Below are 26,998 nucleotides of genomic sequence, written 5' to 3'. Positions count from 1 at the left end.
GCTCAGCGCCGTTCGCGGAGCGGCAGATCGATCGCCTCGGTCTCACCCGTCTGACGCGCCACCGGGATCCGGGTGCCGAGCACCTGAGAGACGATGTCCTGCGCGATCTTCGACGACGTCAGCCCCGCATCCGTGAGGATCTGATCGCGGGAGGCGTGGTCGATGAACTCGTCCGGCAGGCCCAGTTCGTCGACCGCGGTGTCGATCCCGGCCTCGCGGAGCACCTGTCGCACGCGTGTGCCGATGCCGCCGACACGGATGCCGTCCTCGAGCGTGATCACCAGACGATGCTGCGCGGCGAGGCTCACGACGGACGGCTGCACCGGGATCGCCCAGCGCGGGTCGATCACCGTCGCGCCGATCCCCTGTGCGCGGAGCCGGTCGGCGACGTCCATGGCCAGCGCGGCGAAAGGTCCGATCGCGACGATCAGCACGTCCTCGGACTCGCCGCGGGCGAGCACATCGACGCCGTCGTCCCGGCGTTCGATGGCCGGGATGTCCTTCGCGACCTCTCCCTTCGGGAACCGGATCACGGTCGGTGCGTCGTCGACGTCGACCGCCTCCTCGAGGGCCTCGGCGAGCCGCGCGGCGTCTCGAGGCGCGGCGATCCGGATGTGCGGCACGATCTGGAGCATCGCGAGATCCCACATGCCGTGATGGCTGGGGCCGTCCGGCCCGGTCACGCCGGCACGGTCGAGTACGAACGTGACGCCGGCGCGGTGCAGGGCGACATCCATCAGCACCTGGTCGAAAGCGCGGCCCATGAAGGTCGCGTACAGCGCCACCACCGGGTGCAGGCCGCCGAAGGCCAGCCCTGCCGCGGAGGCGACGGCATGCTGCTCGGCGATGCCGACGTCGTAGACGCGGTCAGGGAAGCGCTCCGCGAACGGCGCGAGACCCGTCGGCCGGAGCATCGCCGCGGTCATGGCGATGACGTCGGTGCGGCGCTCTCCGATCGAGACGAGCGAGTCGGAGAACACATCGGTCCAGCTGCGTCCCCCGGACGAGAGCTCCTCGCCTGTGGCCGGATCAATGCGTCCGACCGCATGGAACTGGTCGGCCTCATCATCGCGGGCGGGCTGGTAGCCGCGGCCCTTCTCGGTGATGGCGTGCACGATGACCGGGGCCCCGTAGGACTTCGCGAGCTCGAGAGTCTCCAGCAGGGCGGGGAGATCGTGCCCGTCGACCGGACCGAGGTACTTGATGTCGAGATTGGAATACAGCGCCTCGTTGTTGGTGAAGCGCGAGAGGAAGCCATGCGTGCCGCCGCGGACACCGCGGAACACCGCGCGCCCGACGGGTCCGAAGGCGCGGAACAGGCGGTCCGACTTGTGATGGAGCTCCTTGTAGGCCGCAGCGGTGCGCACCCGGTTCAGATAGCGCGACATGCCGCCGATGGTCGGCGCGTAGGAGCGGCCGTTGTCGTTCACCACGATCACGAGGTTGCGGTCGTTGTCGTCGGAGATGTTGTTCAACGCCTCCCAGGTCATCCCACCCGTGAGGGAGCCGTCACCCACCACGGCGACCACGTGGCGGTCGGCCCGTCCCGTCGCCGTCAGAGCGCGGGAGATGCCGTCAGCCCAGCTGAGCGAACTCGAGGCGTGCGAGGACTCGACCACGTCGTGCGCGCTCTCGCTGCGCTGCGGATACCCTGCGAGTCCGCCGCGGACGCGGAGGCCCGAGAAGTCCTGCCGCCCGGTGAGCAGCTTGTGCACGTAGGACTGGTGACCCGTGTCGAAGATGAACGGGTCGTCCGGCGAGGAGAAGACGCGGTGGAGAGCGATCGTCAGCTCGACCACACCGAGGTTCGGTCCGAGGTGCCCTCCCGTGCGGGACACGTTCTCGACGAGGAACGTGCGGATCTCCGCAGCGAGCTCGTCCAGCTGTTCGGTGGACAGCGCGTCCAGATCACGGGGTCCTGAGATGCTCGGAAGAATGGGCATCTGCACCTCCTCACAGGCTGTGTCCGTGCCGTCCGACAGGGGCCGGGCGTCCCCTCGATCCTATCGCGCCCGACCGGGAAAGCTCGGAGAGCGGAGACCCCTTGACATGCGGAGAGGGACCCGCATCCGAAGACGCGGGCCCCTCTCTCGGACCATGCTCAGACGAGCGAGCGCAGCACGTACTGCAGGATGCCGCCGTTGCGGTAGTAGTCCGCCTCACCGGGGGTGTCGATGCGGACGACCGCGTCGAACTCCACGGTCTGCTTGCCCTCGGGCGAGTTCTCGCTCGGGGTCGCGGTCACACGCACCGTCTTGGGCGTGACGCCCTCGTTCAGCTCCTCGAGACCCGTGATCGAAACGACCTCGGTCCCGTCGAGGCCGAGGGACTCCCAGCTCTCGCCGGCGGGGAACTGCAGCGGGACGACGCCCATGCCGATGAGGTTCGAGCGGTGGATGCGCTCGAAGCTCTCGGTGATGACCGCCTTGACGCCCAGCAGGCTCGTGCCCTTGGCGGCCCAGTCACGCGACGAGCCGGAGCCGTACTCCTTGCCGCCGAAGATGACGAGCGGGGTGCCCTGCTCCTGGTAGTTCATGCTCGCGTCGTAGATGTACGACTGCGGGCCACCCGGCTGCGTGAAGTCGCGGGTGTAGCCGCCTTCGACGACCTGGCCGTCGTTGACCGCCGACACCATCAGGTTCTTCAGGCGGATGTTCGCGAAGGTTCCGCGGATCATGACCTCGTGGTTGCCGCGTCGCGAGCCGAAGGAGTTGAAGTCCTTGCGGTCGACGCCGTGCTCGGTGAGGTACTGCGCCGCGGGGGTGCCGGCCTTGATGTTGCCGGCCGGCGAGATGTGGTCGGTCGTGACCGAGTCGCCGAGCGTCGCCATCACCCGGGCGCCCTCGATGTCGCGCACCGGGGTGAGCTCCATCGTCATGCCGTCGAAGTACGGAGCCTTGCGGACGTAGGTGGAGTTGTCGTCCCACTGGAAGATCGCGTCGTCCGGGGTCGGCAGGCTCTTCCAGCGCTCGTCGCCGTCGAACACGGTCGCGTACTGCTTGATGAACTGCTCACGGGAGATCGACGAGTCGACGAGCTCCTGCACCTCGGCCGGCGTGGGCCAGATGTCCCGGAGGAACACGTCCTCGCCGTCGGTGCCCTTGCCCAGGGCGTCGTTCTCGAAGTCGAAGTGCATCGAGCCCGCGAGAGCGTAGGCGATCACCAGCGGCGGGCTGGCGAGGTAGTTCATCTTCACGTCGGGGCTGATGCGGCCCTCGAAGTTGCGGTTTCCGGAGAGCACGGCGGTCACGGCCAGGTCGTGCGAGTTGATCGCCTCGGAGACCTCTTCGATCAGCGGTCCGGAGTTTCCGATGCAGATCGTGCAGCCGTAGCCGACCGTGTAGAAGCCGAGACCCTCGAGGTCCTTGTCGAGGCCGGACTTCTCGTAGTAGTCCGTGACGACCTTCGAACCCGGGCCGAGCGTGGTCTTGACCCACGGCTTCTGCTTCAGGCCCTTCTCGAGCGCCTTGCGGGCCACCAGGCCGGCGGCGATCATGACCGAGGGGTTCGAGGTGTTCGTGCACGAGGTGATGGCGGCGAGCGTGACGGCGCCGTTGTCGAGGATGTACTTCTCCCCCGACGGCGTCGTGACCGGCACGGGCTTCGAGGCGTTGGCCGGTGCACCGCTGTTGATGTGCACCGGGCGCGTCGTCGTGGGCTCCTCCTCGCCGGGGACAGAACCCGGGTCGGATGCCGGGAAGGAGTGCTTCGACTCGAGATCGACGACGGAGTCCGAGGTCGACGCCGACGCGTAGGCCAGGATGTCCTGCTCGAACTGCGACTTCGCCTCCGAGAGGAGGATGCGGTCCTGCGGGCGCTTCGGTCCAGCGATCGACGGGACGACGGTGCCGAGGTCGAGCTCGAGGTACTCGCTGAAGGTCGGCTCGTGCGACGCGTCGTGCCAGAGCTTCTGCTCCTTCGCGTACGACTCGACGAGAGCGACGGCCTCTTCGCTGCGACCGGTGAGGCGCAGGTAGTCGAGGGTGACGTCGTCGATCGGGAAGATCGCGGCGGTGGAGCCGAACTCGGGCGACATGTTGCCGATGGTCGCGCGGTTGGCGAGCGGGACGGATGCCACGCCCTCGCCGTAGAACTCGACGAACTTGCCGACGACGCCGTGCTTGCGCAGCAGGTCGGTGATCGTCAGGACGACGTCGGTCGCGGTGACGCCGGCGGGGATCTCGCCGCTGAGCTTGAAGCCCACGACGCGCGGGATCAGCATCGACACGGGCTGACCGAGCATCGCGGCCTCGGCCTCGATGCCGCCGACGCCCCAGCCCAGCACGCCCAGTCCGTTGACCATCGTGGTGTGCGAGTCGGTGCCGACGCAGGTGTCGGGGTACGCGCGGAGCACGCCGTCGACGGTGCGGTCGTAGATGACCTTCGCCAGGTGCTCGATGTTCACCTGGTGGACGATGCCGGTGCCCGGGGGGACGACCTTGAAGTCGCTGAAGGCCGTCTGACCCCAGCGGAGGAACTGGTAGCGCTCGCCGTTGCGCTCGTACTCGATCTCGACGTTGCGCTCGAGAGCGTTCTCGGAGCCGAAGAGGTCGGCGATGACCGAGTGGTCGATGACCATCTCGGCCGGCGAGAGCGGGTTGATCTTGTTGGCGTCGCCGCCGAGAGCCGTGACGGCCTCACGCATGGTGGCGAGGTCGACAATGCACGGAACACCCGTGAAGTCCTGCATGACCACGCGGGCCGGCGTGAACTGGATCTCGGTGTTCGGCTCCGCCGCGGCATCCCAGGACCCGAGCGCCTCGATCTGCGCCTTCGTCACGTTCGCGCCGTCCTCGGTGCGGAGCAGGTTCTCCAGGAGGACCTTGAGACTGAAGGGGAGCTTCTCGAAACCGGGCACCGTGTCGATGCGGAAGATCTCGTAGTCGGTGCTGCCGACCGTCAGGGTGCTCTTGGCACCGAAGCTGTTCACCGTGGACACGAATCCGTCTCCTTCTATTCGGATGGGAGCGACAGGCGCCTCCATCTTGCTCGCCAGTGAGCCCCTGCGGCTAGGAAGGCGGACCTAACCAGTCTGCCCCGCGGGAGTCGCCGGCGAAAGCCTGCAATTTATCTTGATGTCAAGATAAATCTATCACGCCTCGGCGGGCTCGTCGTTCCCCGACGCGCGCGGATAGAGCGCGCGGACCACCAACCAGGTGACCGCGATCAGCGGCGCGAACAGCGGGAGACCCATGATGAGCTTCAGAGTGCCGAGTGCCGTGACCTGCTCGGTGAGATAGAGCGGCAGCTGCACGGCGAGGCGGGCGAAGAACAGCGCCGCCCAGGCGATGCCGAGCCAGAAGAACGCCCTGCGCTTGCGCCGATCGGCACGCCAGGCCGTCCCCTCGCCCATCAGGAATCCGGCGGCGATCCCGATCAGCGACCAGCCGATCAAGGCGGATACGAGGATCACGGTGCCGTAGGCCGCGTTCGTGATGAGACCGGGGACGAAGTTGTCCTGCCCGCGCCCGGTCCACAGCGCCAGGGCCGCCGCAGCGGCGGCGGCGATGAGGCCGCCGAGCGCGGCCGAGGGCGGGGACTTCTGCAGCAGGCGCACGACCGTGAAGACCGCGGCGAGGCCGACAGACACCCCGAGGGCGAGGATCAGCGGCTCCGGCTTGATCGTGAAGAGGATCACGAACGCCAGGCTGGGGAGGACGGATTCCAGGATGCCGCGCCATCCGCCGATCGCGGACCAGACAACTTTGTGGGTGGTCGCGCTCTCGGCCGGATCCAGACCGGCGCGGCGCGCAGCACCGCCGAGGGCGGCGCCGAGGATCTCCGACGCGCTCTGCTCGCGCTGGGCGTCGGGTCCCGGCTCGGTCACGCGGATCCCGGCGTCGCCGGCATCTTCAGGGGGATCAGGTCGCGCGGGGGCATGGGGGCGCTGCCGCGGACGACCACGATCGAACGGAAGAGGTCCTCGACCTTGGCCGCCGCCTCCGGGTCGGATGCACCGGCCCCGCCGATCACACCGCGCAGGAACCAGCGCGGTCCGTCGATCCCGATGAACCTGGCGAGCCGGAGGCCCGATCCCTCGTTCGCGGTGGCCGGCACCTCGGCCAGCAGCTCCTTGCCCAGGGCGCCCTCGCGCTCCTCGACCCGCCCGCCCTGCGCCTTGACCTGGTCGCGCAGCTGCACGCGGGTCTCGTCCCAGAGCCCGCCGGATCGCGGCGCCGCGAACGGCTGCACCTGCAGCGAGGAGTCCGCATAGTCGAGGCCCACGGCCACGATCCGCTTGGACTGCTCCTCGACCTCGAGGCGCAGGTTCAGCCCCTCGCGCGGCAGGATCTTGATCCCGCCGAGGTCGATGTAGGGCCGGACCGGGTTCGCCTCCGAGTCGTCGAAGGGACCTTCGGTGGCGCGATCGTCCGGCGCCGACTTCGAGGGAGTCGCGTTGTTGTCTGTCATCAGCCTTGTCCTGCTTCGTTCTGGTGGAGCCCTGCCTGGTATCCGGTGGAGCCGAAGCCCCCGTCACCGCGGACGCTGTCGGGCAGCTCGTCGACCGGGATGAACGTGGCGCGTGTCACGGGCATGACGATCAGCTGCGCGATGCGATCGCCGACGGCCACATCGTACGCGTTCCGGATGTCGGTGTTGATCAGGCTCACCTTGATCTCACCGCGGTACCCGGCATCGACGGTGCCGGGCGAGTTGACGATCGAGATGCCGTGCTTCGCCGCGAGTCCGCTCCGCGGCACGACGAACGCGGCGTACCCGTCGGGCAGCGCGATGCGCACGCCGGTGGCGACGAGGGCGCGCTCTCCCGGCTCCAGACGGACGGCCTCCGCGGCCACCAGGTCGGCACCGGCGTCGCCCGGGTGGGCGTATCCGGGGACCACAGCGGCGATAATGGGGACATCAACGGAATCGGTCACCCCATGAGGCTAATGCAGAACACCGCCACAGACGCACGTCCGCGCTACCGTGAACGGCTCGCTCCCAGCCTCTGGCTGCTCGTCACCGTCGCCCTCGCCGGACCCATGGTCTCGCTCATCTTCGTGCCGGTCGGCTCGACCGTCGCGCTGATCGCCGGAGCCGCCGTCTCGGCGCTCCTCGTGACGGCCTTCATCGCCGCCGCCCCGGTGGTCTCCGTCGAGGGCACGACGCTGCGCGTCGGCCGCGCGCACATCGATGCCCGCTTCCTCGGCGATCCCGTCGCGCTGACCGGAGCGGATGCCCGGCAGGCCCGCGGCCCCGGCCTCCCGGCGCGCGGCTGGCACCTCATCCGCGGGGGCATCGACGGCATCGTGGTCGTGCCGAACAGCGACCAGGACGACCCGGTCGAGGCCTGGACGATCTCCAGCAGGACGCCGGACCGCCTCGCCGCCGCCATCCGCGCTGCACGCTGAGAAGCGCGCCGCAGACGACAGCGCGCCCCTGATCGGAGTGATCGGGGGCGCGTGAGACGTCGCTCAGAGGGCTGCTACGCAGCGCACTCCTTGCAGATGGGCCCGGATGCGCCCTCGTGGTCGAGCTGCGAGCGGTGCTTCACGAGGAAGCAGCTCATGCATGTGAACTCGTCCTGCTGCGCGGGCAGCACGACGACGTCGAGCTCGAGGTCGGAGAGGTCGGCACCGGGCAGGTCGAAGTTCGACGGGTTGTCGGAGTCCTCGTCCCCGCTTGAGCCGGAGGATTTGTCCGGCACACGCTCCTTGAGGGCTTCGATCGACTCGGAGTCGTCTTCACTCTTGCGGGGAGCGTCGTAATCGGTTGCCATGCGGTAGATCTCCACTTTCATGGTGCGAGTGGGTGGTGCGCCGTCGGGTAATCGGCGGCCATAGTTTGCACGACCCGAACGCAATAAGCAAATGCCGGTCCGTGCGACATACCAAACTCACGGCACGCCCAGGCTATTCCCGGTCGCAGCGGCCGTCGCGTGGCACCATGAACGCACACCCATCAGAGGGGCATTCGCATGGAAAACGTCACCATCGTCGGCACAGAGGCAGGAGTGCTCGTACTCGCCACCGAGTCGGGCGAGCGCTTCGCGCTGCCCATCGACGACGTGCTGCAGCGTGAGATCCGACGCGCCACTCGCCAGGCCGAGCCGGCGGGTCAGCGGCTCGCCGCGAGTCCTCGGGACATCCAGGCGCAGATCCGCGCCGGACTCACCGCGACCGAGGTCTCCGAGCTCCTCGGGATCAGCGTCGACGACGTCGCACGCTTCGAAGGTCCGGTCCTCGCGGAGCGCGAGCACATCATCGGGCAGGCGCTCGCCGTGCCGGTCCTGATCGGGAGCGAGGTCGAGCCCGACGCGCAGCCGACATTCGGCGCCGCCGTGCGCGACAAGCTCGCCGACGTCGCCGCGTCCTCCGAGCGCTGGGCGAGCTGGAAGGAGGAGTCCGGCTGGGTCATCAAGCTGGAGTTCACCGCCAACGACGTCGACCATGACGCGCGCTGGAGCTTCGACCCCCGTCGCAGCGCGCTGGCGCCGCTCAACGCCGACGCCACTCAGCTCTCGCGCCAGGGCTCGCTGCCCGAAGGACTCATCCCCCGGCTGCGAGCCGTGGATCCCGAGCGCACCACCTCGCCGTACAAGGACGAGAGCAGGTTCGACTCCGGAGCCTTCGGCCCTCGGCTGCTCCCCGCTCCGGACGGCGGCGTCGAGGACCCGTCTCTGCCCGAGCGCTCCGACGCCGCGGCTCAGGACGCGGCGATCAACCGCGCGCCGGAATCCCCGAGGACCAATCCCGAGACCGCCGACCTGCTCGAGGCGCTCCGGCGCCGGCGCGGTCAGCGCGAGACCGCTCCCCTGATCGACGACGTCGACGAGTCCGACGGCGGACAGAGCCCGATCTCGCTGTTCGACGCCTTCGATCAGCCGGCCGACGAGCCGGAGCCCGCAGCCCCGACTCCCAAGCCGTCCGGCGCCGATGCGACCGACGGCGGTGCACGTCGTCGACGTCGGAACGCGATGCCGTCCTGGGACGAGATCGTCTTCGGCGCCCGCACCGACGAGTGACGTCGGATCTCAGCGGGCGAAGGCTCCGAGCCGGATCAGCGGAACCTGACGCTCTTCGGGCGTGAGCCCGCCGTGCTGTCCGACCATCCCGCGGCCGCGCTGATCCGCCGCCGTCCCGTCGTACAGGGCGCCCGCACCGCGTGGCACGACCAGCAGGTCGCCGATCCGTGATGACGCCGCAACGCTGACCGTCGGGCCGAACAGACCGTGTCCGATCGCCTCGTCACGCGTGATGACATCGGCCGCGCCGTCCAGATCGGCGCGCCAGCGCGCGGTGACCGCGGCGCGTTCGGCATCCGGTTCCAGGTAGACGTGCAGCATCCGCGGCTCTCCCCCCACGTGGCGGATGCCGACGAGATGCTCCTCCTCGAGAACGATCTGACGATTCGCCGGGACATCGACCATCCCGTGGTCGGAGGTGACCAGCACCCCGACGCCCGCCGGTGCACGCACAGCGAGAGCCGCGTCGATGTCCTCCAGCGCGGTCACCCATTCGGGCGAGTCGACGCCGTGCTTGTGCCCGGCCTTGTCGACCTCCGGCAGGTAGCAGTACACGAGGGACCCCGGATGCCGCTGCGCGAGGTCGTAGGCGGTCGCCACGCGATCCGCAGGAGTCGTGGCGGAGACGAACTCGGCGCCGCGCAGTGTGGCCCTGGTGAAGCCGCTGCGGGCGTAGGCCGCGACCCCCACCGCGAAGCTCCCGTGTCCTCGCGCGGCCGCGCGCTCGAAGATCGTCTCCGCGGGCTGCCAGACCAGCGGGTCGATCCCGTCGGTCTCCCAGCCGCTCAGCTGATTGACCAGCACGTCACGGCTCGGATCGAGCACGCGGTACCCGACGAGACCGTGCTCGCCCGGCCACGCCCCCGTGACGATGCTCGTGAGCGCCGCGGCCGTCGTCGAGGGGAAGACCGAGTGCGCGACGTCGCGCTTCGCCATGCCCGACGTCAGCGCCCTGGCGTGGCCGGCGTGCGCGCGGAGGCTGATCGCGCCGAGGCCGTCGATCACGACGAGCACCACGGAGTCCGCGCGCGGCAGCAGGTCGGATTCGCCGCGCAGCGCGGCGAACAGGTCGCCCGCCACCCCGACGATGCTCCGGGCTCCGGGCGACTCGGACGGTAGCATGAAGGACATCCGAGCCAGTCTGACACAGGCTCCTCTACGCCCCCAGGAAGTCCATGCCGAAAACCCCGCCGCCCGAGCCCGTCGAGGAACGCATCCAGGACATCGACCTCGGAAGCGAGATGCAGGGCTCGTTCCTCGAGTACGCGTACTCGGTGATCTACTCGCGCGCCCTGCCCGACGCGCGCGACGGTCTGAAGCCCGTGCAGCGCCGCATCCTGTACCAGATGGCCGAGATGGGCCTGCGTCCCGATCGCGGCCACGTCAAGAGCGCCCGTGTCGTCGGCGAGGTCATGGGAAAGCTGCACCCTCACGGCGACACCGCGATCTACGACGCCCTCGTGCGGCTCGCCCAGGAGTGGGCGCTGCGCGTGCCGCTGGTCGACGGGCACGGCAACTTCGGCTCGCTCGACGACGGCCCGGCCGCCGCGCGATACACCGAGGCCCGCCTCGCAGCCCCCGCGATGGCTCTGACCGAGAACCTCGACGAGGACGTCGTCGACTTCATCCCGAACTACGACGGGCAGTTCCAGCAGCCGGCGGTGCTGCCGGCGGCCTTCCCGAACCTCCTCGTCAACGGCGCCAGCGGCATCGCCGTCGGCATGGCGACCAACATGGCGCCGCACAACCTCATCGAGGTCGTCGCCGCCGCGACGCACCTGCTCGAGAACCCGGATGCCACCACCGAGGAGCTCATGGAGTTCGTCCCGGGTCCGGACTTCCCGTCCGGCGGCATCCTGATGGGCCTCGACGGCGTCAAGGACGCGTACACGAACGGCCGCGGCGCGCTCAAGGTGCGCGGCAAGGTCTCGGTCGAGCCGCTCGGTCCGCGGCGGACCGGCATCATCGTCTCGGAGCTGCCCTACATGGTCGGCCCGGAGCGCCTCATCGAGAAGATCCGTGACGCGGTCCAGGCGAAGAAGCTGCAGGGGATCAGCGACGTCACCGACCTCACCGACCGCAACCACGGACTGCGCGTCGCGATCGGCATCAAGACCGGCTTCGACCCCAACGCCGTCCTCGATCAGCTCTACCGGCTGACGCCGCTGGAGGACTCCTTCAGCATCAACAACGTCGCCCTCGTCGACGGGCAGCCGCGCACGCTCGGCCTCAAGGAGATGCTGAGCGTCTACGTCGGCCACCGTCTCGAGGTCATCACGCGTCGCAGCCGCTACCGTCTGGCGCGTCGCGAGGAGCGACTGCACCTGGTCGAGGGACTTCTCATCGCGATCCTCGACATCGACGAGGTCATCCAGGTCATCCGCTCGTCCGACGACTCCGAGCAGGCCCGCACCCGGCTGCGCTCGGTGTTCGACCTCAGCGAGCTGCAGGCCGAGTACATCCTCGAGCTGCGCCTGCGTCGACTCACCAAGTTCTCCCGCATCGAGCTGGAGGCGGAGCGGGACTCCCTGCTCGCGGAGATCGCCGCGCTGCGCGAACTGCTGGAGAGCCCGGTGCTCCTCCGAGCGGTCGTCGCCCGGGAGCTCGATGCCGCCGCCGATGCCTACGGCACCCCGCGTCGCACCCTCCTCATGAACGCCGCTCCCCCGAAGCCGCGCGCCACGAAGGGATCGGTCGATCTGCAGATCGCCGACGCCCCGACCGTGCTCGTGCTCTCCACGACCGGCCGCGCCGTGCGCGTCGATCTCGTCGAGGGGCAGGAGCTGAGTGTTCCGGCCCGTCGGAGCAAGCACGACGCGATCCTGACGACCGTCGAGACGACGGTGCGCGCGGAGCTCGGCGCGCTGACCAGCGCAGGGCGTGTCATGCGCTTCTCCCCCGTCGACCTGCCGTCCGTGCCGGCGACATCGGTGCAGCTCGCGGCGGGGACGCCTCTGCGCGACTATCTCGGCCTCCTGTCGAAGAACGAGCGGATCATCGGCTTCGTGCGCTTCAACAGCGAGACGCCGATCGCGCTCGGCACGGCTCAGGGCACCGTGAAGCGAATCGTCCCGTCGGCCCTCCCGGTCCGCCCCGAGCTCGAAGTCATCGGCATGAAGCCCGGTGACACGGTGGTCGGTGCGGCGGAGGCAGCGGACGATGCCGAGCTCGTCTTCGTGACGACCGATGCGCAGCTGCTGCACTTCGCGGCGTCCGCGGTCCGTCCGCAGGGTGCCCCTGCCGGCGGAATGGCGGGCGTCAAGCTCTCCGCCGGTGCCTCCGTCCTCTTCTTCGGCGTGGTCGCCGCGGGCTCCGACGCGGTCGTCGCGACGGTCTCGGGCGGCGACAGCATCCTGCCGGGCACCGACCCCGGTCGGGCCAAGGTCTCGGCGTTCACCGAGTACCCGGCGAAGGGACGCGCGACCGGCGGCGTTCGGGCGCACTCGTTCCTGAAGGGCGAGGACCGTCTCACGGTCGCCTGGGTCGGGCCGAACCCCGCGCAGGCCGTCGACCCGACCGGCGCGGTGCGCAAGCTCCCCGAGCCCGGCGCACGTCGTGACGCCTCCGGTCAGCCGATCGACGGGGTCATCGGCAGCATCGGCCGCACGATCGTCTGACCGATGGGCGACGCCCTCGGCATCAGAGACGCAGCGCGAGCACGTTCGCGGTGAGCCCGGCGGCGGTTCCGCAGAGGATCACGATGTCGCCGGCGCCCACACGGCCCGCCTCGAGAGCCCGGGTCAGCATGAACGGCACCGAGGCCGACACCATGTTCCCGAACGCGGCGACCTCGTCGACGCGGCGCTCCGCCGGGATGCCGAGACGGTCGAGCATGGGTCCGAGCGCGGCAGAGGCCTGATGCGGGACCCACAGCGCCACGTCGTCGTAGTCGATGCCGTGGCGTTCATGGAACCGCTCGAAGAATCCCGGCAGGACGCGCATCATGCCGAGGAGCGCACGACGGCCGTCCATGTCGAAGAGGTAGTCGCCGGGGTCGGCCTCCGCATAGAGCTGCGCCGGTGAGCGCGACAGCCCGCCACGGATCTCCGTATCGTGCGCATAGGCAGGCCAGGTCTGCTGAGCACTGGCGATCACGCCCCGCGACGGGTCGTCCGATCGGCGCAGCACGACGGCCGCGGCGGCATCGCTGAACAGCTCGTAACTCTCGCGCTGGGCGGGATTCAGGAACCGTGTCCCGACGTCTCCCGAGAACACGAGGATCGTCTCGTGATCGCCGGAGTCGAGGTACCGCGACGCGACGTCGAGCGCCGTGATGAAGCTGGTGCAGGTCGAATTCACGTCGAACGCCGCCGCATGCCCCTCGAGGGTCAGTCTCTCGAGGACCAGTGCCGCCGTGCACGGGATGGGCTGGATGCCCGCCGCCGACGCCCCGAGGACGAGATCCACGTCCTCGATGCCGATGCCGGCGCGAGCCAGCGCCCGCTCGCACGCGCCGGCAAGCATGTCCAGATGCGACACGTCCTCCGCGATGCGATAGCGCACCTCGTCGCCGAAGCGCACGGTCTGCTGCGGCAGCACGCTGCCCCAGCCGACGATCTCACAGTTCCTCATCGGCATCCCCCCTCCAGGTCCGCGCCACTCGGCGCAGCTTCACCGATCCGTCCCGCGTGTACGGCAGGAAGACGATCTCCGGCCGCTCGCAGCCCAGTCGCTCGGCGAGAGCCTGCACTTCGGCGGTGACGCTGCCCGTCGTCCGATCATCGAGCACGTCCAGGGAGATCTCGAGGAGCGACGCGTTCGTCTGCACCACTCGATACTCGTCGAACCCCTCGGCATAGAGCAGCGCGCGCGACATCACGTCGGCGAACACCGGGACACGGCGGCCGTCGAGCCCGCGGAACACCAGGGTGTCCCCCTCCCGCCCCTCGATGCGCTCGATCGCCGCGAGGGCGCTCCCGCACGGACACGGCTCGGTGCGGGCACGGAGCACGTCGCCGAGACGGTAGCGCACGATCGGCTGCGCGCGGCGGCGGATATCCGTGACGATCGGCGTGAACCGCCGGTCGTCGAGCTGCTCGCGCTCGACGATGACGCTGTCCTCGTTCAGGTGGATCACGCCCGCCTCACAGGTGTGCGCGAGGAAGCCCTCGGTGCACTGATAGAGCTGGTGGATCCTCGACTGGCGCAGCGACGTGGCGATGCGCGCCTCGTCCGCGATCTCGAGCACCTCGGCGACCGCGTACACCTTCTGCGGAACGGTCCCGAGGCGATCGGCATCCGCCGCACGGGCGATCAGGCGGAGGACAGACGGCGGTGCGACGAGGATGGTCGGCCGGAAGGCCTCGAGGCGGCGGATGTTCTCGTCCATGTCGGCGTACACGTCGAAGTAGGAGAACGACACCGCCTTGGAGCCGACCGATTCGTACAGGCTGTTGTCGGCGCGCAGGAAGAGCGCGATGCGATGGCCCGTGAGTCGTCCACGCGGCAGCGTCCGCGCGAGCACGGTGCCGACCCAGGCGTCCCGCTCCCTGGGGCTGACGATGAAGAGTCCACGGTGTCCGCTGGTGCCGCTGGAGAGGCCGACCGAGTTCTCCCCCAGGTCGGCGTCGAACTCGCGGGACCGCTCGTTCGCGATGGCCAGGGCCAGCGCCTCGTCGCGCTGCACGCCGACCGTGTTGATCTCGTCGAAGCGACCCATCATCACGCTCTTGTCCATGAGCGGGAGCTGCGCGAAGGAGTGCGTCTCGAGCAGTCGTCCGAAGTACGGCGATCGGCGGCGCAGGAAACGCAGATGACGCCGCAGGAGCCTCGCCTGGCGCCGTTCGACCGCGGCGCGCGTGCGCAGACGCCGCACCCACCGCACAGCGACGAACTCCCGCAGGATGCGCACCGTCGACATCAGTCCAGCAGCTCCTTCGCGCCGAGGGGGTCGTGGCTGCAGACGATGCGGATGCCGGCGGCGGACGCATCCTCCAGCAGTGCCGCCGTGCGGCGATAGGCGCGGTGATCGTGCTGCACGGCTCGAGGGATCGTGCGGAGGTCGGCGGTCGCCCCGAGCAGGTCTCGCCCCCAGGCGGCATCGCCGGCGAGCAGGACGCGCCCGTCCACCAGGGCGCCGATGTGCCCGTCCGCGTGTCCGGGGAGATCTACGACGAGATAGGAGCCGTCTCCGAAGAGGTCGGCGCCCCGCAGCGCGATGCCGCCGACGTGCCGCACGGGGAAGTCGGCGTCGTCGAGGACGATCCGCGTCGCATCGTCGAACCAGTCCGGGAGCAGTCCGGTGAGGATGCCGGTACGCAGCCGCGGCGCCGCCAGCGACCTGCGCTGTCCGGCGGTGATCACGAACGTCGCCCCCGGGAATCGCCGGATCCCGCCGATGTGATCGGGGTGCAGGTGGGAGAGCACGACGTGGGTGACGGATGACGGATCGACGCCGTCGTCGGCCAGCTGTCGAGCGATGTCGTCGTCGGGTGCGACCTGGGGCGGGAGCAGACGGCGGTACGCGGCGCCCCGCCACCCGGTGTCCCATGCTCCCGGCGCATAGCCCGTGTCGAAGAGGACGCGGCGACCCTCCGGTCCGTCGAAGAGGAAGACACCGGAGGGGAACTCGCGCGACTCGTGCGCGCCGCCGCGGAACATGGCGGAGAGGTCGTGCGCCGTGCTCCCGCAGACGTAGTGCCGCAGCCGCGCGCTCATGCGTGCGCCCTCTGATCGGCCGCCGCACGGGCGAGCGCCTCGTCGAGCGAGACGAGCGGTCGGTAGCCGAGCTCGGCCTTCGCCCGCGTCAGATCGAGCGTCTGCGAGTACGCGATCGTGCTGAGCGTGTAGCGGGTGAGCGGCGGTTCCGGGCGACCCGGCACCACCCGGAAGACGGCCTCGAGGACCGCCGCCAGTACCCACGCGAACCGTCTGCTCATGGGGCGCATCCGGGGCGTCTCCCCCACGAGCCGCAGCAGTTCGGCGAGCAGGTCGCGGAACGGACGAGGATCGTCGTTGCTGATGTTGTACACGCCGCCCGCGGGATCGCCGGCATCGAGCGCGAGCCGGAGGGCGGTCGCCACGTTCTCGACAGCCGTGACGTCGATCAGGTTCCCTCCCCCGTCGAACAGAGGGATCCCGACACGACGATGCACGTCGAGCAGACGCGGGACCAGGCTCGGGTCGCCGGCGCCGATGAGCCCCCGGGGTCGCACGATCACGAGCTCGGGGAACGCGGCCGCGCGGCGAGCATCCTGGAGAAGGCCCTCGGCGGCGATCTTCGAGCGGATGTATCCGTTGAGGCGGTTGCCGTGGTCCACATCGTCCTCGCGGATGGCGAGGCGATCGCGCGGCGCCGCGTAGACGCTCGGCGAGGAGACGTGCACGATGCGGCGCACGCCGTTGCGGCGGGCGAACTCGACGACGTGCGCCGTGCCCTCGATGTTCGCCTCGCGGAACGCCTTCCATGGTCCCCAGGGCGTCGAGAGGGCGGCGCAGTGGATCACCGCGTCGACCGGGAGCTCCGCAGACGCGAGAGACGCCAGATCGCCGATGACGCGGTGCTCCCCGTCGGCGACCGCGGCGAGGGCGGCAGCATCGCGTCCGGCGGCGAACACCTCGAACCCGTGTGCCCGCAGATCACGCACGACGTGACCGCCGAGGAACCCGCTCGCCCCCGTCACCAGCACACGGGCTCCGGACATGCTCCTCACCATAGCGGCCCTAGTCTGAGGGGGTGCGCATCGCCATGGTCACCGACTACTACCTGCCGACGCTCGGCGGGGTGCAGACGGTGATCAAGGCGCACCGGGAGGAGCTGGAGCGGAACGGACACGACGTCCTGGTCTTCGCCCCGCTCTCCGCGCCGAGCTCCGATCCCGCCGTCGTCCGGCTTCCGACCGCCCGGGGCTTCGCCCCCGACGGCTACCCGTTCACCTGGACGCCCACGGCCGCCGCCGCGTTCCTGCAGGACGAGCTGCGCCGCCGCGCGGTCGACGTCGTGCACGTGCACACCGAGATGTTCGCCGCGCTGGCGGGGTTCGAGGCCGCCAGGGCGTCGGGCATCCCGATCGTGCAGACCATGCACGGCCGGATCGACGTCTACACGAGCTCGGTCCTCCCGCTGCCGAGCGTGACCACGGCGCTGCTGGCCGGGATGCACCGCCGGCGGATGAGCCACGAGCGTGCGCGGGTCGACGTCACGTCCTCGTACACCCGCACGCGGACGGCCCGGCGGATGTGGCGGCTCATGGTCAGTCAGGCGAACCATGCCGATCAGGTGATCGTTCCGTCCGCGCATTTCGCGGAGAAGCTCCTCGCCCAGGGCGTCGACACCCCGATCACGGTGCTGTCGAACGGCCTCGAGGCGTCCGTGCTCGACGACATCGGCGAGCCCGTCGCGCGCACGGTCGCCCCGGGCGAGCATCTGCAGGTCATGTGGTGCGGACGGCTGTCACCCGAGAAGCGCCCCGAGGTCTTCCTCGACGCCGTCGCCCGGGTGCCGGGCGTCGTGGCGCACCTGTACGGCGACGGGATCTCCCGAGGTGCGGTATCGCGGCGGGCGGCGGGCGGCGCCGACGGTCGCGTCCACGTGCACGGCCCGGTCCCGCAGTCCGAGGTCCTCGCGGCGATGCGTCGGGCGCACGTGCTGGTCTCGAGCTCGCTCGACTTCGACAACCAGCCGATGGTGCTGCTCGAGGCGATCGCCTCCGGTCTTCCCGTGATCGTCACCGATCCCGATCTGGCGGAGACCCTGCCGCCGGGCGGCGGGAGCGTGACGCCGACTCCGGATGCCGCGGGCCTCGCCGTCGCCCTGGCAGGGCTGCGCGACGATCCCGCCGAGGTGACCAGACTCAGCGCCGCCGCCGTCGCGCACCGCGTGCAGGTCGCGCAGACCACGCATCGCGCCGCGCTCGTCGGCGTCTACGAGGCAGCCCTCGCGACGGTCCGCTGACGCGATCAGGCGTCGATGGCCTCGCGCGACAGACGCCCGGAGGAATCGATGATGAACTCGCGGCGCGGGGCGACCTCGTTGCCCATGAGCAGCTCGAAGACGCGACCGGCCGCCTCGGCATCCTCCATCCGCACCCGGCGCAGCAGGCGCCCCGAACGATCCATGGTCGTGTTGGCCAGCTGCTCGGCATCCATCTCGCCGAGGCCCTTGTAGCGCTGGATCGGCTCGTGCCAGCGCTTGCCCGACTTGCGGAGCTTCGCCAACAGCGCGTGCATCTCCTGCTCGCTGTACGTGTAGATCGTCTCGTTCGGCTTCGAGCCCGGGTTCATCACGATCACGCGGTGCAGCGGCGGCACGGCGGCGAACACGCGACCATCCTCGATCAGCGGACGCATGTACCGGAAGAACAGCGTCAGAAGGAGAGTCCGGATGTGCGCACCATCGACGTCGGCGTCGCTCATCAGGATCACCTTGCCGTACCGCGCGGCGTCGATGTCGAACGTGCGGCCGGAGCCGGCTCCGATCACCTGGATGATCGATGCGCACTCGGCGTTCGACAGCATGTCGCTGACCGAGGCCTTCTGCACGTTGAGGATCTTGCCGCGGATCGGCAACAGCGCCTGGAACTCGCTGTTGCGGGCGTTCTTGGCGGTGCCGAGCGCCGAGTCGCCCTCCACGATGAAGAGCTCGCTGCGCTCGACCTCGTTGGTGCGGCAGTCGACGAGCTTGGTCGGCAGCGTGGAGGACTCCAGAGCGTTCTTCCGACGCTGCGTCTCCTTGTGCGCACGCGCCGAGACGCGCGCCTTCATCTCGGAGACGATCTTGTCGAGCAGCTGCGACGCCTGGTTCTTGTCGTCGCGCTTGGTCGAGGTGAAGCGCTGCGCGAGATCCTTGCGGAGCACCTGCGCGACGATCTGCCGCACGGCGGGCGTCCCGAGCACCTCTTTCGTCTGGCCCTCGAACTGCGGCTCGGGCACGTTGACCGTGAGCACGGCGGTGAGACCCGCGAGCACGTCGTCCTTCTCGAGCTTGTCGTTGCCGACCTTGAGCCGGCGGGCGTTCTGCTCGACCTGCGCGCGCAGAGCCTTCAGGAGCTCCTGCTCGAAGCCCTGCTGGTGCGTGCCGCCCTTGGGCGTCGCGATGATGTTGACGAAGGAGCGCACCGTGGTGTCGTAGCCGGTTCCCCAGCGCAGCGCGATGTCGACGGCGCAGACCCGCTCCACCTCGGTGGCGATCATGTGGCCGTCGGCCTGCAGCACGGGGACGGTCTCCTTGAAGGTGCCCTCCCCCTGGATGCGCCAGTTGTCGGTGACAGGAGGATCGGTCGCGAGATAGTCGACGAACTCGGAGATGCCGCCCTCGTAGCGGTAGGAGATCTCGCGCGGCACCTCGTCGACGACGGCGGCCAGCCCGCCTTCTTCGGATGCCGGGGCGGCCTGGGGTCCGCGATCGCGATCGTCGCGGACCAGGATCTCGAGTCCGGGCACGAGGAACGCCGTCTGACGAGCGCGCGTCTCGAGGTCCTTCAGCTGGAAGGCGGCATCCTTCGTGAAGATCTGCCGGTCGGCCCAGTACCTGATCCGGGTGCCGGTCACGCCCCGGGGAGCCTTGCCGATGACGCGCAGCTCGCTCTTGTCCTCGAAGGGACGGAAGGGGGCGTCGGGCCGCTTCTCGCCCGTGTCGGTGAAGATCCCGGGTTCGCCGCGATGGAACGACATCGCGTAGACCTTGCCACCGCGGTCCACCTCGACGTCGAGCCGCTCGGAGAGCGCGTTCACGACGGAGGCTCCGACTCCGTGCAGACCGCCCGACGCCGCGTACGAGCCGCCGCCGAACTTCCCGCCGGCGTGCAGCTTGGTGAAGACCACTTCGACACCGCTCAGACCGGTGCGCGGCTCGATGTCGACCGGGATGCCGCGACCCTTGTCGTGGACCTCGACGCTGCCGTCGTCGTGCAGGATGATGTCGATCTTGTCGCCGTTGCCGGCGACGGCTTCGTCGACGGCGTTGTCGATGACTTCCCAGAGGCAGTGCATGAGCCCGGGCGATCCGTTCGACCCGATGTACATGCCTGGGCGCTTGCGGACAGCCTCGAGCCCCTCAAGCACCTGGAGATGATGGGCGGAATACTCGGCGGTCACAATCTCCGAGTCTATTCTCGCCGCCCCGCTTCGGCCGGCAGACACTCCCCAGCGGGATCCACCCCGCGCGGATCGCGTACGCGCTGAGCGAAACACGCCGTGATCCGGGCATGCCCACAGGTGCAGCGTGGTTGTATTGAGCACGACCCACAGCGAGGCCGACACCCGAGGAGGCACCGAGATGAATGCAACGACCGAACGTGAGGCTTCCGCCATCGAGTTCCGCCTGACCGCCATGGATCGTTGCGATTCATGCGGCGCTCAGGCCTACATCGCCGCAGAGGTCAACGGATCCGAGCTCCTGTTCTGCGCCCACCACGGCCGCAAGTACGAAGAGAAGCTCCGCAGCATCGCCACCAGCTGGCACGACGAGAGCGCTCGCCTCGTCGAGACCGTCTGACGCAGGCTGCTCGCCGGCTCCGGCCGACTTCCGACTCCGGGTCGCGCGTTCGCGCGGTCCGGAGTCTTTCTCATTCCCGGACGATACGGCGCACGCGAGGGGTCAACCGGGTGAGGATCTCCTCGCCGACGGTGTCGATCCGCTCCGCCAGCGTGGTCGCGCTGACCTCACCGGCCTCCCCCGGGCCGAACAGCATGACTTCGTCGCCGACCCGCATCCCCGGCCACCCGTCGACGACCGATGTCGTCTGACCGATCACGCGGAGGGTGCGCGTGCCGCCCGGCGTGCCGACCGGCATCCCGGACAGCGTGGACGGCAGACCGTCGAAGCTCCCGATCGCGACCACCGCGGTGTCCTCGACGACGTCCTCGACGAGCGCGCTCAGCGATGCGACCGGCCGGACGCCATCGAGATCGGGCCCCTCCGCGGAGCGGATGCCGTAGCAGAACGCCCCGATGCGCGACACGCTTCCGCGAAGCTCCGGACGCCACCACGACGCGGCCGATGCCGTGAGGTGCAGGAGCGCCGGCGCGGCTCCGGACTCGCCGGCGATGCGCACGGCATCCAGGAAGACGGCCTGCGCCTCGTCGTCCTCCGCGTCGCTCGCCTCGGCGATGTGGCTCCACACGCCGAGGAGTTCGAGATGCCCGAGCCGCTCCGCCGCGCGTGCTTCCGCGACCGCGGCGGGCCACTCCTCCGGGAGCACGCCGTTGCGATGCAGTCCGGTGTCGATCTTGAGGTGCACACGCGCGGATGCGCCGAGGACAGCGGCACGGGCGATGACGCGCTCCAGGTACTCCGTCGTGCCGACGCCGAGGTCGATGTCGTGCGCCAGCGCCTCGTCGATCTCGTCATCCGTCGACGTCGCCCAGGCGAAGATGCGCACGTCGCCGCCGGCGATGCGACGCACCTCCAGACCGCTGCGGATGTCGTAGCTGCCGAACCACCGGACGCCGGTCTGCACGGCGGTCTCGACGGCCCAGCGCAAGCCGTGCCCGTAGGCGTCGTCCTTCAGGACCAGCATGAGCGTCGACGGCTCGATGCGGGCTCGGACGGCTTCGATGTTCGCGCGGAACGCCGCGCTGCTGATCCGCAGCTCCGGGCGGATCACGCCTCCCACCCCCGAGCGGCGTGGGCACCGGCGACGGTGACGAGCTCGGCGACGGACATCGCGGTGATCTGCGCCCATCGGCTCAGCGCGGACGCCGCCGATCCGGTTCCGCCGAAGTACGTGACCTCGGTGCCGGACGCGACGTCGTGCCCTTCGAGGTCGATGACGCACACGTCCATCGCGACACGACCGACGATCGGGCGGGCGACGCCCTCGACATCGACGTGCGCCTGATTCCCGAGCGCGCGGACGATGCCCTGCGCGTACCCGCCGGTCACGAGCGCCACCGTGGTGTCCGCCGGCGCGCGATACGTGTAGCCGTAGGACACGGCGTCGCCTTCGCGCAGGCGCTTGGTGGACAGGACCCGACCGGTGAGCCGCATGACCGGTTGCAGGGTCGTGGTCCCACCATCGTCGGGAAGTCCGTAGAGCAGATGAGGATCAAGGTCCGCAGCCCCCGACGTCACGGCGTCGATCCCCTCGGGGCGCAGCGCGTCGACCTCGCCCTGCGAGTCGACGAGCACCCGCTCGGCGCCGGCGGCGGCGACCGCCTGCGCAACCGACAGCACCCCGTGTCCCCAGGCATCCCGCCGCAGGTCGGCCGTCCGTCCGCCCGCACTGACGGCAGCGGATGCCGCTGCCGTCAGTGCCGAGCGGGAGATCACGGCACGCGGCAGGGCGCTGGAAGTCGTCTCACACACGCGTTCCAGCCTAGCTTCCGGGTTCGTCGGGCATGTCTGCCGCAGGAACGCAGAAGGCCCGGATGCCGAGCATCCGGGCCTCCTGCATGGGTGGGTCCTGCCTCGGTCGACGGGTCCTGCCTCGATCGACGAGTCCCTGAGTGTGTCGAAGGGATCAGACCTCGCGGACGATCCCGAGCGGCGTGGACTCGCGGCCCTGTCCGAGCGGGTTGTCTCCGAGGATCTTGACGAGACGGCGCTCGCCGTTCCTGTCGAGCGTGGACCCGAGGATGTTGCCGCCGAGGTCGTTGATGTCGACCACGGCCACCTCGAGATCGCCGCCGAGCAGCGCCTTCAGGTGCGCCGCGACACCGCGCGGATCCTTCGGACCGAGCACGACCGCCTCGTTGTACGGCGGGATCGTGTGGCTGGTCGGACCGTCGATCGCCCTGGCCTTGTCGCCGGCGATCCGGTAGAAGTCTCCGCGACGACCGAACGCCTTGGTCACGGCGGCGACCGCCGAGGCGACCAGGATGCGCGGCGTGCCGCACTCGCGCAGCGCCATCTCCATCGTCTCGGGCATGCCGAGTCCGATGCCGTACGGCGTGCGGGTCACGTACTTCGACAGGAAGAGCGCGAGCTTGCGCGGCTTGATCTCGTCGAGACGGTACGACCGGCCCTGAGTGATGGCGACGATCTTCTCCGTCACGAAGAGCAGGTCGCCAGGACGTACCGCGTCCTTCGCGTACTCCGTGATGACGGCGTCGAGGTCGTCATTCGGCATGACGACACGGGTGCGCAGCGGAATCCGCGCGAAGCTCTTTCCATCGACGCTGGTCTCCAGCGCCTTGCCCTCGTTCGCCTGCATCACTCGAGGTAGTCCCGCAGCGACTGCGAACGGCTCGGATGCCGCAGCTTCGCCATCGTCTTCGACTCGATCTGACGGATCCGCTCGCGGGTCACGCCGAAGGTGTCGCCGATCTGGTCGAGGGTCTTGGGCTGGCCGTCGCCGAGACCGAAGCGCATCCGGATCACGCCGGCCTCGCGCTCCGACAGCGAGTCGAGCAGCTGCTCGAGCTGACGCTGCAGCATGGTGAAGCCCACGGCGTCAGCCGGGACGACCGCCTCGGTGTCCTCGATGAGGTCACCGAACTCGCTGTCGCCGTCCTCGCCGAGCGGGGTGTGCAGCGAGATCGGCTCGCGGCCGTACTTCTGCACCTCCACGACCTTCTCCGGCGTCATGTCCAGCTCGCGGCTGAGCTCTTCCGGAGTGGGTTCGCGACCGAGGTCCTGCAGCATCTGCCGCTGCACGCGGGCGAGCTTGTTGATGACCTCGACCATGTGCACCGGGATGCGGATGGTGCGGGCCTGGTCGGCCATGGCGCGCGTGATCGCCTGACGGATCCACCAGGTGGCGTAGGTCGAGAACTTGAAGCCCTTGGTGTAGTCGAACTTCTCGACCGCGCGGATGAGACCGAGGTTGCCCTCCTGGATCAGGTCCAGGAACTGCATGCCGCGGCCGGTGTAGCGCTTCGCGAGCGAGACCACGAGGCGGAGGTTGGCGCCGAGCAGGTGGCTCTTGGCGCGCTGGCCGTCGCGGGCGACCCACTGCAGGTCGAGCCCGAGCTGACCGGTCTTCTCCGCCGCGGTCATCGCCGAGAGCTTCTCCTCGGCGAAGAGGCCCGCTTCGATCCGCATCGCGAGCTCGACCTCTTCGGCCGCGTTCAGCAGCGCGACCTTTCCGATCTGCTTCAGGTAGTCCTTGACCGGGTCGGCGGTCGCGCCGGTGATCTGCGTCGAGTAGACCGGGACGTCCTCGTCGTCGTTCGACGAGATGACGATCGCGCCGGTCGGCAGCGGCTCGGTGAACTTGGGCTTGGAGTCGTCTTCGTCGTCGTCGCCGTCCTCGGCAGCGCCGACAGCGGGAGCCTCGTCTTCTTCGACGACGTCATCCGACTTCTTCTTCTTCACGGGGGCGCGCTTGGCAGCCGCACGCTTCGCTGCGCTCAGCGGCGCGGGCTTCTCAGGAGCGTCGACCTCGACCTCGGCGTCGACGGCGGTCTCTTCGGCCTTCTTCGTCGTCCGTGTTTTCTTCGTCGTGGCAGGAGTCACGTTTCGCCTTTCACGGGGCTGCGGGACCGCCCCGGGACATTTCGGACACTAGTAAGACCCTTGTCAAGTCCGGCGTTCGAAAACGCCGATTGACAACGGGTCAGAGTCCTAGTATCGCATACGTGTGGCGATGCGGATGCATTCCGGCGAAGTTCACGCCGATTCGTCTCAGCCGCGACCGGGCTTGTCGTCGTCTCCGGAGGGACGAGACGCCAGATAGCGCTCCAATTCGGCCGCCAGCTCGTCGGCGCTCGGCAGATCGCGTTCGCTGAAGCCGCCCTCGTCGTACGTGTCGTCGTCCGGGTTGCGACCCGCCATGTAGGCGTCGTAGCGCCGTTCGAGGTTGTGCACCATCTGCTGCAGCTCCTCGTTCCCCGCGACCTGCTCGTCGACGCGGGTGAAGTAGTCCTCCCGGCGATCCTGCACGGCGTCGACCAGGAAGACGAGTCCGGTGGACGCCATCAGCTTGTCCGCGGCGGCGATCACGGCATCCGGGTTCTCCGTCTCGGCGAGGTAGTGCGGGACCAGCAGCACGAAGCCGACGGCGCGGTGTCCGCTCTCGACGAAGCGGAACTCCAGGAGGTGACCGGCGGTCGCCGGGACCTGCGTGCGCGGGCGCCAGACGGAGTGCGCGACCGTGAGCTCACGACGATTGCCGCTGACGGTGGTCCCGATCGGACGCGTGTGCGGAACCGGCATCGCGATCGAGTGCACCCAGTTGAGTCCGGACACCTCGAACTCGGCGGCGAGGTCGAGGACCGTCTCCGCGAAGGCGTTCCAGGCGAAGTCCGGCTCGTAGCCCGCGAGCAGCAGGAAGGGCTGACCGAGCGCGTCGGTCGCGAGCGAGAGCTCGAGCCGGGACGGACGGAACTCCGTGAGATGGTCCTGATCGAACGAGATCACCGGACGACGCGCACGGTAGTCGAGGAGCGCGTCGTTGTCGAAGACGACGACGGGCTCGGGCGACGCGGTCTCGCGCAGGTGGTCGATGAGACCGGATACCGCGCTCCCGGCGTCGGTGAACCCGGTCAGGAGGACGACCAGGGGCAGGCCGTGCGGCACCGCCGGCGCATTCGCGACGCGTTCGTGGATCTCACCGGAGAAGGGCATGCCTCCATGCTACGAGCAGCTCCGGATGCCCGGGCTGGGCTCATCATGCTGAGAGCGAACACGCGGACGGGCCCCGCGCACCCGGGCCGCGGCGAGGATCCTAGGATGGAGGCATGACGCTTCCCGTGCTCTCGCACACCACCGATCAGTTCCCCGGAAGCGCTGCAGATGCCGCAGTGCTCGTCGTCCCCGATCTCTCCGAATCGGCCGAGTCGCTGGCTGCCTACCCCGGCCTCGCCGACGCGCTCGCCGGAATCGGGTTCACCGGATCCGCTTCCTCCTACGCGCGCGTGTACGCACCCGAGGTCACATCGCTGCCGTTCGCCGTGGTCGGAACGGGCGCCGCCTCGAGCGACACCGCGGTGCGCAACGCCGTCGGTGCCGCGTTGCGCTCGCTCACCGGCTTCGAGAACGTGGCTGTCGGACTCGCCGCAGGACTCGAGCCGTTCGCCGCCGCGGCCGCCGAGGGCGCTGTGCTCGGCGGGTACCGCTTCGACACCTACCGGTCCGAGAAGGGCAAGTCCCGCGCTGCTGCGGTCGTGCTGCACGCCGACATCGACGACGCGTCGATCGCGAAGGCGCAGGCGACCGGCGAGGCCGTGGCGCTGATCAAGGACCTCGTGAACGTGCCTGCCGAGTGGCAGAGTCCCGCGCAGCTCGCCCAGAGCGCAGCGGACAGCGTCGCCGACCTCGACGTCTCGGTCGAGATCCTCGACGAGACCGCGCTCGCTGAGCAGAGCTTCGGCGGCATCCTGGGCGTCGCGCAGGGCTCAGACCGCCCGCCGCGCCTGGTCCGACTCGACTACTCCCCCGCCGACGCGACACGCCATATCGCCCTCGTGGGCAAGGGCATCACGTTCGACACCGGCGGACTCTCCCTGAAGCCCGCGGCCTCGATGGTCGGGATGAAGTTCGATATGGCGGGCGCCGCCACGAGCCTCGCCGCCCTCCGCGCGATCGCGACGCTGGCACTCCCGGTCCGGGTCACGGCGTGGCTCGCGATCACCGACAACATGCCGTCCGGTCGCGCTCTCCGCCCCGGCGACGTCGTCCGCATCCTCGACGGCACGACGGTCGAGGTGCTCAACACCGACGCCGAGGGCCGGCTCGTCCTCGCCGACGGACTCGTCGCGGCGAGCCGCGAGCACCCGGACGTGATCGTCGACGTGGCCACGCTCACCGGCGCCATCGTCGCGGCGCTCGGCCACCGCCACACCGGAGTGTTCGGCGATGACGACACGGTCGCCGAGCTCCTCGCCGCGGCCGAGCAGGCCGATGAGCTCGCCTGGCACATGCCGCTGCCGTCGTACATGGAGGACTCGATGGAGTCTCCGATCGCCGACCTCCAGAACGTGAACATGAGCGATCGCATGGGCGGAGCCTCGTACGCCGGGCTCTTCCTGCGCCGCTTCGTCGGGCGCACCTCGGACGCGGAGGACGCACCCCGCATCCCATGGGTGCACCTCGACATCGCGGGTTCCGGCGAGCACGCCGGCGCCGCATACGGCTTCACCGAGAAGGGCCCCACCGGAGCGATGGTCCGAACGATCATCGCGCTGGCCGCAGCATCCCACAAGGAGGCATGA

23 protein-coding genes are annotated in these 26,998 nt (G+C 69.5%); 6 read left to right on the top strand and 17 right to left on the bottom strand.

Annotated elements, in window-relative coordinates; genetic code table 11:
• Positions 1-2: 2 nt before the first annotated feature.
• From dxs to dut, 5 genes are all read right to left on the bottom strand, one after another.
• Positions 3-1,943, bottom strand: coding sequence for a 1-deoxy-D-xylulose-5-phosphate synthase (dxs, locus tag DC434_RS08475; RefSeq protein WP_116634867.1), 1,941 nt, complete (start codon positions 1,941-1,943; stop codon positions 3-5).
• Positions 1,944-2,101: 158 nt separating this feature from the next.
• On the bottom strand, positions 2,102-4,939 hold the full coding sequence (locus DC434_RS08470; RefSeq protein ID WP_116634866.1) for an aconitate hydratase: 2,838 nt from the start codon (positions 4,937-4,939) through the stop codon (positions 2,102-2,104).
• A 153-nt stretch (positions 4,940-5,092) separates the two neighbouring features.
• Complete coding sequence (locus DC434_RS08465; protein WP_207769936.1) at positions 5,093-5,827, bottom strand: DUF3159 domain-containing protein; 735 nt, start codon at positions 5,825-5,827, stop codon at positions 5,093-5,095.
• On the bottom strand, positions 5,824-6,411 hold the full coding sequence (locus tag DC434_RS08460) for a DUF3710 domain-containing protein (protein WP_116634865.1): 588 nt from the start codon (positions 6,409-6,411) through the stop codon (positions 5,824-5,826). Before DC434_RS08460 ends, DC434_RS08465 begins: the two co-directional genes overlap by 4 nt.
• Positions 6,411-6,878: a dUTP diphosphatase gene (gene dut / locus DC434_RS08455; protein ID WP_165808037.1), complete on the bottom strand. Its 468-nt coding sequence runs from the start codon at positions 6,876-6,878 to the stop codon at positions 6,411-6,413. The genes DC434_RS08460 and dut overlap by 1 nt, the downstream gene beginning before the upstream one ends.
• A gap of 12 nt (positions 6,879-6,890) precedes the next feature.
• Here dut and DC434_RS08450 point away from each other — a divergent pair, with 12 nt between their 5' ends.
• The gene (locus DC434_RS08450; protein ID WP_116634863.1) at positions 6,891-7,352 is read left to right on the top strand and encodes a DUF3093 family protein; all 462 of its coding nucleotides are present in this window, start codon (positions 6,891-6,893) and stop codon (positions 7,350-7,352) included.
• 74 nt (positions 7,353-7,426) lie between these two features.
• Here the strand turns inward: DC434_RS08450 and DC434_RS08445 are convergent, their stop codons facing one another.
• Complete coding sequence (locus DC434_RS08445) at positions 7,427-7,720, bottom strand: DUF4193 domain-containing protein (RefSeq protein ID WP_105725536.1); 294 nt, start codon at positions 7,718-7,720, stop codon at positions 7,427-7,429.
• A gap of 198 nt (positions 7,721-7,918) precedes the next feature.
• Here DC434_RS08445 and sepH point away from each other — a divergent pair, with 198 nt between their 5' ends.
• Entirely contained in the window at positions 7,919-8,965 is a 1,047-nt protein-coding gene (sepH, locus tag DC434_RS08440) for a septation protein SepH (RefSeq protein WP_116634862.1), read from the top strand.
• Positions 8,966-8,974: 9 nt separating this feature from the next.
• On the opposite strand, the gene DC434_RS08435 is transcribed toward sepH, so the two are convergent.
• Positions 8,975-10,096: a nucleotide pyrophosphatase/phosphodiesterase family protein gene (locus DC434_RS08435; RefSeq protein WP_165808036.1), complete on the bottom strand. Its 1,122-nt coding sequence runs from the start codon at positions 10,094-10,096 to the stop codon at positions 8,975-8,977.
• A gap of 44 nt (positions 10,097-10,140) precedes the next feature.
• Between DC434_RS08435 and DC434_RS08430 the strand changes: the two genes are divergently transcribed.
• Positions 10,141-12,582, top strand: a complete 2,442-nt coding sequence (locus DC434_RS08430) for a DNA topoisomerase IV subunit A (RefSeq protein ID WP_116634861.1) — start codon at positions 10,141-10,143, stop codon at positions 12,580-12,582.
• 22 nt (positions 12,583-12,604) lie between these two features.
• On the opposite strand, the gene DC434_RS08425 is transcribed toward DC434_RS08430, so the two are convergent.
• Genes DC434_RS08425 through DC434_RS08410 form a run of 4 tightly spaced genes read right to left on the bottom strand, consistent with a single transcriptional unit; the run spans position 12,605 to position 16,608 of the window.
• Complete coding sequence (locus DC434_RS08425; RefSeq protein WP_165808035.1) at positions 12,605-13,537, bottom strand: 3-oxoacyl-[acyl-carrier-protein] synthase III C-terminal domain-containing protein; 933 nt, start codon at positions 13,535-13,537, stop codon at positions 12,605-12,607.
• Entirely contained in the window at positions 13,524-14,825 is a 1,302-nt protein-coding gene (locus DC434_RS08420; RefSeq protein ID WP_116634859.1) for a F390 synthetase-related protein, read from the bottom strand. The genes DC434_RS08425 and DC434_RS08420 overlap by 14 nt, the downstream gene beginning before the upstream one ends.
• Positions 14,825-15,622 carry an MBL fold metallo-hydrolase gene (locus DC434_RS08415; protein ID WP_116634858.1) on the bottom strand — a complete coding sequence of 266 codons (798 nt, stop codon included), beginning with the start codon at positions 15,620-15,622 and terminating at the stop codon, positions 14,825-14,827. Before DC434_RS08415 ends, DC434_RS08420 begins: the two co-directional genes overlap by 1 nt.
• Complete coding sequence (locus DC434_RS08410) at positions 15,619-16,608, bottom strand: NAD-dependent epimerase/dehydratase family protein (protein WP_116634857.1); 990 nt, start codon at positions 16,606-16,608, stop codon at positions 15,619-15,621. Before DC434_RS08410 ends, DC434_RS08415 begins: the two co-directional genes overlap by 4 nt.
• Positions 16,609-16,640: 32 nt before the next feature.
• On the opposite strand from DC434_RS08410, the gene DC434_RS08405 reads away from it, so the two are divergent.
• Entirely contained in the window at positions 16,641-17,858 is a 1,218-nt protein-coding gene (locus tag DC434_RS08405; protein ID WP_207769935.1) for a glycosyltransferase, read from the top strand.
• A gap of 5 nt (positions 17,859-17,863) precedes the next feature.
• Here DC434_RS08405 and DC434_RS08400 read toward each other — a convergent pair whose 3' ends face one another.
• Complete coding sequence (locus DC434_RS08400; protein ID WP_207769934.1) at positions 17,864-19,999, bottom strand: DNA topoisomerase IV subunit B; 2,136 nt, start codon at positions 19,997-19,999, stop codon at positions 17,864-17,866.
• Positions 20,000-20,180: 181 nt separating this feature from the next.
• On the opposite strand from DC434_RS08400, the gene DC434_RS08395 reads away from it, so the two are divergent.
• Positions 20,181-20,399, top strand: a complete 219-nt coding sequence (locus tag DC434_RS08395) for a hypothetical protein (RefSeq protein ID WP_116634856.1) — start codon at positions 20,181-20,183, stop codon at positions 20,397-20,399.
• 70 nt (positions 20,400-20,469) lie between these two features.
• On the opposite strand, the gene DC434_RS08390 is transcribed toward DC434_RS08395, so the two are convergent.
• The 5 genes from DC434_RS08390 to DC434_RS08370 form a co-directional block, all read right to left on the bottom strand.
• Positions 20,470-21,510 (bottom strand): alanine racemase, encoded by a 1,041-nt coding sequence (locus DC434_RS08390; protein WP_116634855.1) that lies wholly within the window; start codon positions 21,508-21,510, stop codon positions 20,470-20,472.
• A complete protein-coding gene (locus DC434_RS08385; protein ID WP_243408868.1) occupies positions 21,507-22,211 on the bottom strand; it encodes an alanine racemase C-terminal domain-containing protein in 705 nt (234 codons plus the stop codon). The genes DC434_RS08390 and DC434_RS08385 overlap by 4 nt, the downstream gene beginning before the upstream one ends.
• A 154-nt stretch (positions 22,212-22,365) precedes the next feature.
• On the bottom strand, positions 22,366-23,058 hold the full coding sequence (locus tag DC434_RS08380; protein ID WP_207769933.1) for a coenzyme F420-0:L-glutamate ligase: 693 nt from the start codon (positions 23,056-23,058) through the stop codon (positions 22,366-22,368).
• Entirely contained in the window at positions 23,058-24,302 is a 1,245-nt protein-coding gene (locus tag DC434_RS08375) for an RNA polymerase sigma factor (protein ID WP_116634853.1), read from the bottom strand. The genes DC434_RS08380 and DC434_RS08375 overlap by 1 nt, the downstream gene beginning before the upstream one ends.
• Positions 24,303-24,470: 168 nt before the next feature.
• A complete protein-coding gene (locus DC434_RS08370) occupies positions 24,471-25,412 on the bottom strand; it encodes a PAC2 family protein (RefSeq protein ID WP_116634852.1) in 942 nt (313 codons plus the stop codon).
• Between the two features lie 113 nt (positions 25,413-25,525).
• Between DC434_RS08370 and DC434_RS08365 the strand changes: the two genes are divergently transcribed.
• Positions 25,526-26,998 carry a leucyl aminopeptidase gene (locus DC434_RS08365; RefSeq protein WP_116634851.1) on the top strand — a complete coding sequence of 491 codons (1,473 nt, stop codon included), beginning with the start codon at positions 25,526-25,528 and terminating at the stop codon, positions 26,996-26,998.

This window comes from Microbacterium sp. TPD7012 (genome assembly GCF_003075395.1).
Taxonomy (GTDB): Bacteria; Actinomycetota; Actinomycetes; order Actinomycetales; family Microbacteriaceae; genus Microbacterium.
The sequence above is the reverse complement of the archived record's forward strand: the minus strand, read 5'-3'. Positions and strand labels throughout refer to the sequence as shown.

Coding starts and splice junctions, on each gene's coding strand:
- dxs (WP_116634867.1), bottom strand. CDS start 1,943: ATGCCCATTCTTCCGAGCATCTCAGGACCCCGTGATCTGGACGCGCTG.
- DC434_RS08460 (WP_116634865.1), bottom strand. CDS start 6,411: ATGACAGACAACAACGCGACTCCCTCGAAGTCGGCGCCGGACGATCGC.
- DC434_RS08450 (WP_116634863.1), top strand. CDS start 6,891: ATGCAGAACACCGCCACAGACGCACGTCCGCGCTACCGTGAACGGCTC.
- DC434_RS08445 (WP_105725536.1), bottom strand. CDS start 7,720: ATGGCAACCGATTACGACGCTCCCCGCAAGAGTGAAGACGACTCCGAG.
- sepH (WP_116634862.1), top strand. CDS start 7,919: ATGGAAAACGTCACCATCGTCGGCACAGAGGCAGGAGTGCTCGTACTC.
- DC434_RS08435 (WP_165808036.1), bottom strand. CDS start 10,096: ATGTCCTTCATGCTACCGTCCGAGTCGCCCGGAGCCCGGAGCATCGTC.
- DC434_RS08430 (WP_116634861.1), top strand. CDS start 10,141: ATGCCGAAAACCCCGCCGCCCGAGCCCGTCGAGGAACGCATCCAGGAC.
- DC434_RS08425 (WP_165808035.1), bottom strand. CDS start 13,537: ATGAGGAACTGTGAGATCGTCGGCTGGGGCAGCGTGCTGCCGCAGCAG.
- DC434_RS08420 (WP_116634859.1), bottom strand. CDS start 14,825: ATGTCGACGGTGCGCATCCTGCGGGAGTTCGTCGCTGTGCGGTGGGTG.
- DC434_RS08415 (WP_116634858.1), bottom strand. CDS start 15,622: ATGAGCGCGCGGCTGCGGCACTACGTCTGCGGGAGCACGGCGCACGAC.
- DC434_RS08410 (WP_116634857.1), bottom strand. CDS start 16,608: ATGTCCGGAGCCCGTGTGCTGGTGACGGGGGCGAGCGGGTTCCTCGGC.
- DC434_RS08395 (WP_116634856.1), top strand. CDS start 20,181: ATGAATGCAACGACCGAACGTGAGGCTTCCGCCATCGAGTTCCGCCTG.
- DC434_RS08380 (WP_207769933.1), bottom strand. CDS start 23,058: ATGCAGGCGAACGAGGGCAAGGCGCTGGAGACCAGCGTCGATGGAAAG.
- DC434_RS08370 (WP_116634852.1), bottom strand. CDS start 25,412: ATGCCCTTCTCCGGTGAGATCCACGAACGCGTCGCGAATGCGCCGGCG.
- DC434_RS08365 (WP_116634851.1), top strand. CDS start 25,526: ATGACGCTTCCCGTGCTCTCGCACACCACCGATCAGTTCCCCGGAAGC.